Below are 11,972 nucleotides of genomic sequence, written 5' to 3'. Positions count from 1 at the left end.
GAACAGTACCGGAAAAAGGCAGGAAAAATCCCTAGGCGTAACAAGCAGCAAAACGAATTTATATTATTGAATTGTAAGAGCCCTTACTGGATTCGTCCGGTAGGGGCTTTCTTATTTCTAGCTCAATGAAATAAAGGAGTTTCTATGAACCAAGCCAAAAACAGCAGGAAGAATGCAGAAGTTGATACATCTAAAACCACGCCAGAAGACAATCCATTCTCTACCATTCTCAAAACAGGTGAAGCACCCAAACTAGGATCAAAGGCCCAAGGAATGGTGCTCTACGAGGTTGCTCAAAACAGTGAAGATGATCAACTCTATTTTCGAATTGCCGGACAAAGTGGCGGGGCCGGATTGCATTCAAAACACTGGGTTCCACTTAACGAACTATTCCAGTTGATCGAATCTCAAGGTGATAGCCCGTGGAAAAGTCAGGTCTATAAATCCCTATATCCTTCAGGTTCAGCCAATAACCAAGGTTTCTGTGCCTCAATAGTTAGAGACTTAGGTCTAGCCCAAAAGTCCGAATCATCAATTTATCTTCACGTACTAGGCGACGAATACCAACAGCTAAAAGCAGAGCTATTAGCGCTCGCAGACAAGAAAACAAAATAACCCTTCCATTTATCGTCGTTGACGTCGTACCGACAGCAATCACTATCAAATTCTTCAATCAGTAAATCTAATAAGGAAATGTAGTAATGAAAAAACTACTAATCAGTGCGTTAGTTCTAGCTAGCTTTGGTGCATCAGCAGGTCTATTTAGTTCGGATACAGATGATGCAATCCAGACAATTAAAGAAGGTAGCCCAGATGGTTGCCCTTACGCAATAGGGGACATGATCGACTCGGCATTCACCAATGAAACATGGAAATCAGGTAAAACCAAATCGGGTCGAATCTTCGTGGATATTGAAGGTGATGTGAATTTCCGCAATCAAGAGCAGAAAGCATTTATGCAATTCGAAGTTGATGGGGAAGAGTTCTGGCTCAATACATTGAAGCTAAATAACCAGTACCAAAGTCAGATGATGACTCGTAGCTTCGCAAATCATCTATGCGATTCAGTTAAGTAACTTGGGACATTAAATCACTAAGGGCAGTATCGAGAGGTATTGCCCTTCTTGACTACCCAAAGGAGCAAACATGCAAAGCAGAACCTTTTCACAATCATCATCCCAATCCAAAAAGAACACAGGCCTTCGTGCAGCGAAAATAGGAGCAGCTCTTGGAGCTAGATTCGGTCCATATCCATATTCCGTATTAATCGGTGGTATAGCTGGCTTCGTAGTTGGTGTCGTCGCCGACGAGCTTATAGATGATTGACGGGCAAGCTAGGTGAGCAGGAGATATCCTCTGCTTTTTGTTAAAGGCCAACGAGGTACACAAAAGTGGACGTATTTCCTTAGTTAATAAACTCATTAAGGAGTGCCGTCCACTTTCGTTCACTCAGTGATTACACTTGATTTTTGTGAGGTTTAAGTGGCTTATGAACGAGTAGGTAACAGGTCGCATCTACTATATCAGAGTGGCTCCAAATTATTTCTGGCCAGAAACATGATAGATCTGATGCTCTAAAGGGTTTCTGCCAAATTAGGAAACGCATGTTAAAGCCTTTAGCTCTTGTTAAGTGGGTTACAATCAGCAATGTCAAATTTGCCATCTTTATTATATAGAACTAATGAAGAGTTCGGACCAATAAAAATAACAGGTACTTTTTTTCCATCCTGAATCAAAAGGTCATTGTGGCAAAGGTGATTACCATTCATATCCATGACCTGTGCAGATTCAAGTAATTTCCTGTGCATGAACTCATCACTCCAAAGAAACCCTAATGTTAGGAATATCATAGAGCTCAATATCAATGTGCAATATAGGACTGCTTGTCTTGAATTACTCCAGAATGGATGGTTTGAAGTAAACATATTTATGAATGACATTATCACTGATAACGGAGTAATCACTATTGACGTTAATGCAACTACTTTTGCAATATTAATGAATATACCAACAGTAATAGTGAATGGAAAATATGACGGGTCAACTCCGAACACTGAATTAACCTGACCAAATGTAGTGTAAGTAGCCCAAAAAACAATACAGGCAGAAATAAATCCAAAAATTTTCTTTGATGATGAGTATGTGGAAATGGCTTTGACGAGTAATGACTCTTCAAAGAAGATCATTACTGACCAAATCATTACTAAGGTACCTGCAATCACTAATGGAGCAACCATGGCTCCTTGGCGAAAATAAATTGCTAATAACCAAATACACATTCCAATTAATGCAAGATTGGCTGAGCTTTTATTATCTAAGGTTTTCTGTGAATACATATTTAACTTAGAAAATATATGATCCTTCAAGTTCTGATAGCCAATTTTTGATAAATCCCGTACACCAAAAAGAAGACAGAATAATACAGCCATACCGCCTAATGCTGCTAGTGGTGTCTCAAAGGGAATTGAGAGTGAATAGTCTGGGGCAAATGCTATATTTACAGAAAGAAAAAGAAATGCAAAACACCAAACGAGACGTTTTTTGTTTTCCTGGGTTAAAGAAACTACCGATACTTCGGTTTTCTCATTATTATTCATTGTTAAATCATACTCCTTACTGTCCTATTAATTTGTCATTGTCTTTATAATATTTTAAGAAAATACAGTTGCCGTAGAAGCAACATACTGTTCTATAAGTCTTATTTTTCCTGACAATTCACAAATTGCAGAACATTTCTGTATAGTTTCAATTGATCGATTTGGCTCATACTCTGCTATTAGTGAATGTAGATCAAGAGCTTACATGAGAAAGTATTCAATAATCTCGGACTAAGCGATTTTGGGTCATAACTGAGCTAGAACAATGGCGTCACTATGATAAATAGCTAATCAAGTAAGTATTGATTTACCTAAAAGTCACTATTTGAGAACCAGAAAAAGTGGACATAAAGCCTTAATAATAATTCTATTAGGCTTTGCGTCCAGTTCTGGTCATTTAGCCAGCCACACATCGAGAGTGTTCGGATCACCATCTTTGGTCCAACAATCTGGTTGGCTTATGTTGATATCGGCTCTTATCTTCAACTGAGGGTACATTTCCTGCACTACTTGGGTCATGATCTGTGCAGTTAACTCGCTGACTGCGCTTAGGTGTTTTTTCGGTGCTTCGAAAACAAAGGCATCATGCATGGCAACGATCAATTTGGCGTTGTAACTTTTATATAACTGATGAAGTCGATTTCCGGCTGCTTTGAACAGCGCAGCAGCTGTACCTTGTACTGGCATGTTCACCATCCAGTTTTTCTCAGTATGGCCGCGCTTAGCGTCCAATTGGCGGTATCGGTGCAATCCCGTTGCTGTGCTTACATGGCCTCGCAGAGCACCATACTGGGGCATTCTCTCAATGGCTTTTTGTAGTTCGGGAAACATCGATAGAAACTTATTCATCAGTTCCGAGGCCTTGTTGACACTGATATTGAGTTTTTTCGCTATTCCAAAGCTGGTGATACCGTAAATTAGGCCAAGGGTGCATTGCTTCATGATGGCTCTTTTTTCAGGGTATTTTTCTTTGAAGGCCGACGAATCGCAGCTGCGGTATTCCGGTTCTAACTCTTCACAGAAGAACTCTTGGGCCATGGCCGTGTATAGATCGCCTTGGTTATACATCTGGACTAAGTTTGAGTCGCCATACACACCAGCAGCAATGGCTACCTCAATCTGTGCAAGATCGACTTCTCCAATCGCGTAACCGTCTTGTGCAACCACTAAAGGACGAAGGACAGCAGGAAGCCCCAAGATATTTGGCGCAACGGTAGCCTGTCGGCCTGTCGCAGCCGTAAGTTGTTTTTGTTCTGAGTGAACTCGTCCGTCACTACCGACAATACCGGGCTGTAAAATGACGTCTTTGTAGACAGAATCGATATGCGTATATTTTGCCAAGAATGCCACCGCTGGGTGTAAAGCATAGTTCTTGCTTAGCATTTCACGTTGAAAACTATAGTCATCCCCATCTTTGAAGTGATGCAGTAATCCGAGTGAAGCAAAAAGCACTTGTTTTTGATGCTGGCTATTGGGGTTTGTCATCCCTAGTTGCGCTAGCTCTTGACTGTATAGATTAAGTTTACGCTCGCACGCTTCGAGAATTTGACTGCACTTATCTCTGCATACCTTAAAACCGTTCCACTCGATGGCGGCGTTAGTCACGACCCAAGGCATCTCAATACTGATAAGGTGTTGGTGGATGCCAAACATGAGGCAGGATTGGCTTTGCGTTAAGTACAACTTCGCCACCGTGATGCTGAGCTGTGACGTCCGTTCAATCTGGAGCGCAGAAAAAGACGGGTAGTCTTGCTCAGAGCCCATCAGTAACTTCGCACTGGAAGCGAGGCTATTTTGGACATTGTAACGTTTAGCTGTCTCAGCCAAGCCATAAAACACCTTGTTCTGTTCAGCCAATGTTTGTTTGGTTTGTATCTTTTCGAACGTTGAAACATCTTGAGTGAGTTTAGCGTTATTGTGTTGACCAAGATATCTGGCTTTTTCTGCAATGCAGGTATCCCACCAATATCCGGGCTCGTTTAGGCTCAATGACCAAATACAGTGCAGGTCAGGTTTAGCGTCGTGGGTTACGTAGGTCGCAGGCAGCTCGAAAAGGCTTTGGAGTTTTGGACGAATCAAGGGGCTCGCAACGTCAATAACGAACGAGTGCAGCGCTAGCGAGTTACTTGTGTTCTCCATCAGCGTCATGCTGAGTAAGCGTGGAGTAATGGACGAAATATCATATCTGTCATTGTCGTTCGGTAGTGTGACTACCGGAGTCGAGTACGTGAATTGAAAGCTGAGACTGACAGCAGATAGAGGCAATTGGTAAGCCAGCTCAATCATTTGATCGAGCTCGGCTTCATGTTGAATGAACTGAGTTTTCCCGACGGTATGTGACGTATCTTGAGGCAGAATCAAGGCACTTGATGGCGGAGATGTTTTCTTTTTTAGATGCGCTTGGGTTCCAGGTAATAATTCCATTGCATGACCTTTTAAGTTGTGAGGAAAGCATTTCTGACCATGCCTTCCTCGCTGAGTTAGTGTTTGTTATCCGGCCTTATGGCGTCGAACGGTTCGAGTACTGATCCCTAGAGTTGAAGCAATCTCTTGCTGCTTAAACCCGTCGGCTATCATCTGATTAACCTGCTCTGACAGGGTTGTCGACGTTCGGGCTTGCTTGCTTTTTAAACCGAAGTGCTTTCGCAGTTGCTCTAGGTTGCTGTACTCATGGTCGTAACCCGACTTTGGTGCATCGTTATTTTGAAAAGTGATGATTTCACGCGATTTTGTAAATGGGCGCACGCGTCCAATGGCTTGGATGACAACCCCCATTTCTAATGTTTGCAGCATTGGGTTTACGACTTTGGCGACATCAGAGTACCGATACTTTTGATCTGTGATGACGCCATGACGCCTACGAGGGTTGTCAGTGGTTGCAATCGCCACGTCTATGCGCTCATCCTCGGCTCGCAGCTCCTGAATTGCGTTGTTGAGTATGTCTTGGGTTACGTAATAGCTGTTTAGGCAGTAGCAGCAATCGAACTCTTCGAATTGATTAATACCGATGACTCCGTAATGGATCATGGGCACTAAGGTCATATCGTCACACTCTGCATAAGCGCTTGCGGGAACCACACGAACATCCCGAACCCCTTCCTCTGCCAGAAATTGATTAAGCACGGAAACGCATTGGTCGACGTGTTTCTGTTTAGAGACCAACAATACGCGTTTCCCTTCTCTTACTCGTTGGAGCGTCAATTGGGCGAATGTATCTAGGATTTGCGGTGAGTTTTTCTTAAAGTTTGTCGCAGTCCCAATTGAGGATGCGATATTGTGCCAAACCGTTGATTCCCCCCGAAACTCAACGTGAGAATAAGGGCAGTAAAAAGCCATCCCGAGTTTCAGTTTCAGTATGTCCGGGTAGGTGGTGCCGCTGTATAGCACTGTGTCGAATCCCGCATTGACTGGCGGCGCAGGGAAGTGAATTGAACCATCTGCTAATTTTTCGCGTGATTCCGCCTCAGATGCTCCGAAGCTTTGGAGGTCATACAGAATATTGATGAAACGATCGCCAAACATGCGATCGCCAATACTGGTGATTTGAGTCATCTGATCTGGAAAAATTGCAGGGCAGCGCCACGCTGATATATCGCGCAGTTCCTCCGTAGAGGCCTGTTGTAAACATTCCAGGTAGTGCGTTAGATGCCCTTTTACATAGTCTGATAGACGGCTCTCCTGCACGGCTTCTAGGGTTTGTTCAATCGATATGGGCGATATGGTTCGGCTGTAATGGTTTAGGCTTACGTTAGCTTCATCGAAAATGACTAAGGCATTGCTTGCTTTAGCCATCGTTACGATGTGTTGGATGAAGTAGGGGTTACGCACGAAGTGTGATTGGGTTGCATATACGATTTTCGCCCCATTCAAATTCTTGCCGTATTGGTCGGGCCAAAAACACTTATCCTTATTTGGACACAGGGCACAAATGTGCTTTTTGCCCAGCAGACCTAAGTTTCTACGTTCGTAGTCTTTCCAACTCAGATCGCGAGTTTCACCACACAGCTTGCTGGGGCGAGGTTGTATGTTGACAACTTTGATATCGGCTGGAGGGCTTTGAAGAGGCTTTCTTTCTTCAAGTATTTTTCGAGTCGGTGCTGCGACAATCACGCAGTCATATGATTTCGACTCCAACGCCAAAGTGGTCAACTGATCCAGTTGGTACGACTTGCCAACGCCCACCATCCAGTCGTTGAGAACATAGTGGTCTTGCGTCAGCATCTCAAGCATAGCCTGAGCACTATTATTAAAACGAAATTCAGCGAGGCTTTCGGCCCCGCTGATGGTGATTGGATTTACCACAATCAAGCCACACCTTTGAAGCGTAGGCGTCTCTCGATCTCTGGGATCTCTCGCAGTTCGTCGTCTGTCAGAATACGGTAGATATCAGACAAGCGTATTTCGCCAGAGTCGAATGCGTCGGAAAACGCAGTAATTTTATCTTGATCGATAGTGGCGTACTCGGGTAGGGCAGTCGCATAAACATCATAGTTGAAGCCATTTTTCTCAATTGACACGAGTTGACCGCCTTTGGTGACGTAAGGCTTGATCTGCGGAAACAAGGATTTTGGCTTCTCGGATGGTGGAACCGCCAGTACCTTCACCTCTCCCTCAATGTGATCGTAGATGGGGAATAGGTAACGGCTATCTAATTTAATTTGAGCGCGGCACATCGGGCAGTCGGGTCCATTGCACTGAAGGTATCCATGGCCATTCACGTAGTGAAAGAAGACTTTCTCTGCCGTGGGCGTAAAGAAGGTTATCTCTGCGGACGAATTCTTTAGATCAACAGCCTGAAGTGCCAGAGGTGCAAAGTTAGGTTGGTTACTTGAATCGCCGTCAGAAAAATCGTTGAAATTCACCATAGAGTTGCGGCCATGTGTTTCGTAGTTTGCCGAAGTATGCGTGTTGTTCGTGTTGTTTGAGTAGTTCATCGTATGCTCCAAAATTTATTCTTGATTCGGCAGCAATATATTGGCTGCCGAATTTGAGGTGTAAGAAGGCCGTCACCGAGAGGCTCGGCTAGTCAAAAATCAAAGTAAAAAAAGTGGTGTTGCTTAAGGGTTAGTGTTTTTCGACGGTTTTAATTGCTTCGGATAGTTGCTCAGCAGCTAGCTTGTATCCCCAATTCGACTTACTCGCTAAGCGTTGTTCAAACTCACGAGTGATGGCGTCTAGGTTGTCTATACGGCCAACTTGCGCCTGTACTTCCATTGCGGATTCGACATATTCCGCCATTCGGACTTTTGGACCTTTACAGGCGTGTTGTTTGGCTTTATTGGTGTAAGTGTTCAGTAGAACTTGAGTACCAAATGACATGATATTTCCTCCTTGGGTGTTGTTATATTGAATCAGTTTTTCGTTCAGATCGTGCTCAAGTGCGGATTTGACATTAAAGTCAAAATCATCAACTGAGTAAAAGCAGTCGATAGCCAGTGAATGGGTGGCAGCAGAAAAAAGTTCGAGTATTTCAACCTGAGTAATTTCAATATTCTCGATCACATATGCCATTGCATCGTAGATGGACTGAGGTAGGCCTTTTAGGTTGCTTTTATTGTGAATACAACTGAACGAAGCTCTTTCCAGATTGGGAAACACAACATTTGTAGTTACTTCAATATCTGCATCGTTGATGGCTTCTGCATGGGAATCAATCCATTCTTTCATTTCAAAAATATGTTCAATGGGATCACCAATTTCGCTCAAGTAATGGTTTTGAGCGATGGTGATTGCTGTGGATCCGTTTGAGTAATCGCATTCGCCGTTATAGCACTCTTCTGAATCAATAATGTTATCGATATCAGCAGGTAATTTTGATGGAGCGAACACCAAGTTGTACGCCAGCTTAACAACGTAGTGAGCGACGTTAGATGGTGAAACAGAGTTAGTTAATGTGGTTAATGTAGTATTCATTCTTTAATTCCTATAGTATGATTTATTCAATTAAATCAGGAGTTAAGTTTTCCTGATGAACATAAATTTGCCCTACAAAATTGATTTTGAAAAGTGCCTATAAATGGCAGGAAATTTGTTCTTGATTTTTTTTAAACATGGCTGATAGCCCCTCAGAACGGTTCTCGCGAGGGTAGACGTTTTTTGAAAGGGAAATTGAGGTTATCCGCTTGTTTTAAGGTGTTCTGAGAGCGAGTGAACTTTATTTTTTGTGATGAAAGTCTACTTTTTTAGTTGTAGTGTTACTGGTCGATGCTACTAAATCCGGTTTAGAGCTTAGCCTCATTGCTTTATGTGAGCCTAAGATTTAACCAAATCAATACGTCCGGCATCGGTGGCTTTGGTCATCGGTGCCGGATTTTTTTGTTTTAGTGCCGCCGTCGACTGTTGGCGATAGACGTCGACGACGACAATAGATAACTATCTTTGGATATGTGAGTTAGGTTTCTATCTCATGGAGTTTAGATCACGGTCTACACATGTTCCTTACAGTAGGCTATAGTGCGCTCGGCGTTGGTTCTAATGTGACCTTCTTTGAATAGCTGATAGATGTTATGAAGCTTATTTGAAATTATGTGTAAACTTAGATAAACGTTCACGTGTTTTTGTTGGTGTTATGTTTGGGGTCAATCACGATGAGAATCAAAGATGCAGCACGGCTGTTTAGTAGCGGCTATTTGAAAGCTCTTGCGCAAGGAGATCGTGAATTTTTATACAACGTATATACAGGCCTAGAGCTGGAACAATCGTCAATTAAAACAGTTAGAGATCTATATGAGTCTGTCTATCAACAATTAAGTAGCTCATATAGGTATGAGTATTTTTATAAAAATACGATAGTTAATAAGCAGCTTTTGGGTAGGCATTCACCTCGTACAACAGTAATGCTTTCAGAGTTCAGAGTTGGACGAAATATAGCAGATTGCGTAATGCTAAATGGCGTATCAACTTGTTATGAGATAAAAACAGAATACGATTCGCTAGATAGATTAAGTGAACAGTTAAACTCTTACTCCAGTCTCTTTGATAAAGTTTATGTAGTCTGTGATGAGAAACACTTAGCGAAAGTTTTAGATGTTACTCCGATAGAAGTGGGTGTCATTCTACTCACTCACAAAAGTACGCTCTCAACAAAGAGAAAAGCCACTGACCTTTCTCAGCAAAGTGTCGATAAAGACTTACTTATAAAATCTCTTCGCATGGAAGAGTACAAGCGTCTAGTTGAATTGATTCAAGGAGATGTCCCAAAGGTAAGCAACATTAAGATGTTTTCAGAATGTTCTAAGATCATTTCGGAAACTCCTTCATCAATATTGAGAAAGAGTTTTAGGACTGTTTTAAAACATTTTCGACGAAATGATGCTGACTTTCTCAATTCACTACCGAACTCCTTGAAAAACGCTGGGGTTAGTTATAGCTTATCCAACAAGATGCAGATTAAGCTCGTTGATGCGCTTGATGACAACTTGTGTAAGGATATTGAATGTACTACCCAGTTCTCAGGGGAAAACAGTTTGAGCTTATAGCTCTTAGAGAGTTAGCTACGGTGCTGAGTAACACAGAGTTCTGTCCGATTATTGAACCTGTGCGACAAAAGATGGACTCTTTAGGTAAAACGATTTCTCACCTTAACAAAGAAAACCTTGAACCAATAGTTGTAGTTAATCCGTACCTTGGTGACTTTTCAGACGCCAGTGGAAAGTTTAGTATCGAAGAATCCTTAAGATCCACTATTGAGGGTTTGAGATTTACACCGTGCTTTTCTACTAAAGGGCTATCTAGTTCTGAACTTTCATCTTTAATATCTAGTACATCCACACCTTTTGCTGTGTTTGTCGAAGAAGGGTTAAATAAAGATATTGTCTCCCTTCTATCTGACGCATCTTTAGTCATTTCAAATAAGTATCATAGAGCCGCTTTTAAGTCTCTGTCACAGGTTGTTGTTGTTGAAGATAATTTTTCGAGAGCGACTAAAAACTCTGACTATCCTGATAAGTCATACTTTTCAGATCGACATACAGATTATAAAGAAGGTGAGAATGTAGTAGGTTTTGGCGACTACACCATTACAGGTAATGGCTTTTTAGAGGCGGGTGGTCCAGCATATGTTGTTGCTATTCATTTGTCTTATATAGATCCAGATGAGTTTAATGCCATGTATGTCAAACACTTTAAGTCTTACGATGACAAATCTCCGACGAGGCCAGGTGATAAATTTGGTGATGCACTAGATAAATTAATTGATTTTACAAATGACAACCCTGATTTATTTAATGACACTATTGGGTTAGATGGATTTAGACGGCTTAAATCAGAAGACCATTTTCCAGGGTTAGGGCAAATTAAAAAACTATCAATTCAGCATCATATTGAAACGCTATCAAAATATAGAGAATAGTTATGTCATCTTGCTGTATTAATTGCTTTCATGATAATGAGTTAAAAAAATTCATTATCAGTAAGAATAATCTAGGACGTTGCTCTTATTGTAACTCTAGAGATACTTCAATATGTGATTCCAACTTATTAGCGGAAAAGTTTGAGTTCTTGTTTATGGTTCTAGAAGAAGACTCAAATGGACAAGAAGCTAGTGAGGCGATAGATAGCCTGTTTTCACTCTTTAATGATCAGATTAGATGTAAGGAAACCCTTTTAGACGATATTCTTTCTGCAAATATCTCTGGAAAGAGGTTTTCAGTGAGAATATCTACTGATCACTATAAAGTTGGATGGGATCAATTGTGCAATGAGTTAAAACATACGAATAGATTTTTTCTTAAGAATGAAATTTACGATAGTATTTTTAATCAAAAATTAGATGGAAACTTGTCTAGGCTATTTACAATATTGGAACAGTTAGAACAAAAGGTGATACCTGAAGATGTTCTATATAGAGCTAGAATAAGTGATGAAAAGCTAACGTCCCAAAATATGGGAGCCCCTAAACCACAATTAGCATCATCAGGAAGAGCTAATCCCAAAGGTATATCTTACTTATACCTTGCAGATAATATTGATACGTGTATTTCAGAGGTTCGACCATATAAAGGTGGAGATATTTATGTTTCTTCATTTAATCTTAAAGGTGAAATGACGTTAATAGACTTAACAGAACCAAGGCGAAAGTTTTCAATTGTACCGTTTTCAGATAGCGAGTATGATGAGGTCTTAGCTATTATAGAACTACTAGAGTCATTTTCATCTCAACTTTCTATTCCTATAAAACCTCACCTATCTGAATTAGATTATATTCCAACGCAGTTTCTTTGTGAGTATTTTAAATCTCTAGGTACTTATGATGGGATTATATTTAATAGTTCTTTTGGTAAAGGTAAGAATTACGTATTCTTTGATAGAGATAAGTTCAATATATCAGAACCGACAGTATATCAACTAGAAGATATAAACTTCAGCTACTCTTAA

At 41.2% G+C, this 11,972-nt stretch carries 11 protein-coding genes; 6 read left to right on the top strand and 5 right to left on the bottom strand.

Annotated features, from left to right (window positions below):
* Nucleotides 1-144: 144 nt before the first annotated feature.
* The 3 genes from R7P67_RS22430 to R7P67_RS22420 all read left to right on the top strand — a co-directional run bounded on the left by R7P67_RS22430 (nucleotide 145) and on the right by R7P67_RS22420 (nucleotide 1,326).
* Complete coding sequence (locus R7P67_RS22430; RefSeq protein WP_318086080.1) at nucleotides 145-615, top strand: hypothetical protein; 471 nt, start codon at nucleotides 145-147, stop codon at nucleotides 613-615.
* An 86-nt stretch (nucleotides 616-701) separates the two neighbouring features.
* Complete coding sequence (locus R7P67_RS22425) at nucleotides 702-1,076, top strand: hypothetical protein (protein ID WP_069538470.1); 375 nt, start codon at nucleotides 702-704, stop codon at nucleotides 1,074-1,076.
* Nucleotides 1,077-1,146: 70 nt separating this feature from the next.
* On the top strand, nucleotides 1,147-1,326 hold the full coding sequence (locus R7P67_RS22420; protein WP_318086078.1) for a hypothetical protein: 180 nt from the start codon (nucleotides 1,147-1,149) through the stop codon (nucleotides 1,324-1,326).
* 290 nt (nucleotides 1,327-1,616) lie between these two features.
* On the opposite strand, the gene R7P67_RS22415 is transcribed toward R7P67_RS22420, so the two are convergent.
* The 5 genes from R7P67_RS22415 to R7P67_RS22395 all read right to left on the bottom strand — a co-directional run bounded on the left by R7P67_RS22415 (nucleotide 1,617) and on the right by R7P67_RS22395 (nucleotide 8,510).
* A complete protein-coding gene (locus R7P67_RS22415; protein WP_318086077.1) occupies nucleotides 1,617-2,597 on the bottom strand; it encodes a hypothetical protein in 981 nt (326 codons plus the stop codon).
* 393 nt (nucleotides 2,598-2,990) lie between these two features.
* Entirely contained in the window at nucleotides 2,991-5,021 is a 2,031-nt protein-coding gene (locus R7P67_RS22410) for a DNA polymerase (RefSeq protein ID WP_318086076.1), read from the bottom strand.
* A gap of 66 nt (nucleotides 5,022-5,087) precedes the next feature.
* The gene (locus tag R7P67_RS22405; RefSeq protein WP_318086075.1) at nucleotides 5,088-6,899 is read right to left on the bottom strand and encodes a helix-turn-helix transcriptional regulator; all 1,812 of its coding nucleotides are present in this window, start codon (nucleotides 6,897-6,899) and stop codon (nucleotides 5,088-5,090) included.
* Between the two features lie 2 nt (nucleotides 6,900-6,901).
* Nucleotides 6,902-7,531 (bottom strand): hypothetical protein, encoded by a 630-nt coding sequence (locus R7P67_RS22400; protein WP_318086074.1) that lies wholly within the window; start codon nucleotides 7,529-7,531, stop codon nucleotides 6,902-6,904.
* Between the two features lie 130 nt (nucleotides 7,532-7,661).
* The gene (locus R7P67_RS22395) at nucleotides 7,662-8,510 is read right to left on the bottom strand and encodes a hypothetical protein (RefSeq protein WP_318086073.1); all 849 of its coding nucleotides are present in this window, start codon (nucleotides 8,508-8,510) and stop codon (nucleotides 7,662-7,664) included.
* A 674-nt stretch (nucleotides 8,511-9,184) separates the two neighbouring features.
* Here R7P67_RS22395 and R7P67_RS22390 point away from each other — a divergent pair.
* The 3 genes from R7P67_RS22390 to R7P67_RS22380 all read left to right on the top strand — a co-directional run bounded on the left by R7P67_RS22390 (nucleotide 9,185) and on the right by R7P67_RS22380 (nucleotide 11,972).
* Nucleotides 9,185-10,075 (top strand): sce7726 family protein, encoded by an 891-nt coding sequence (locus R7P67_RS22390; protein ID WP_318086072.1) that lies wholly within the window; start codon nucleotides 9,185-9,187, stop codon nucleotides 10,073-10,075.
* Nucleotides 10,033-10,947 (top strand): sce7725 family protein, encoded by a 915-nt coding sequence (locus R7P67_RS22385; RefSeq protein WP_318086071.1) that lies wholly within the window; start codon nucleotides 10,033-10,035, stop codon nucleotides 10,945-10,947. The genes R7P67_RS22390 and R7P67_RS22385 overlap by 43 nt, the downstream gene beginning before the upstream one ends.
* A 155-nt stretch (nucleotides 10,948-11,102) precedes the next feature.
* On the top strand, nucleotides 11,103-11,972 hold the full coding sequence (locus tag R7P67_RS22380) for an RES family NAD+ phosphorylase (protein WP_256900827.1): 870 nt from the start codon (nucleotides 11,103-11,105) through the stop codon (nucleotides 11,970-11,972).

This window comes from Vibrio sp. Vb0937 (genome assembly GCF_033338855.1).
This window is presented reverse-complemented; position numbering and strand designations above follow the sequence as displayed.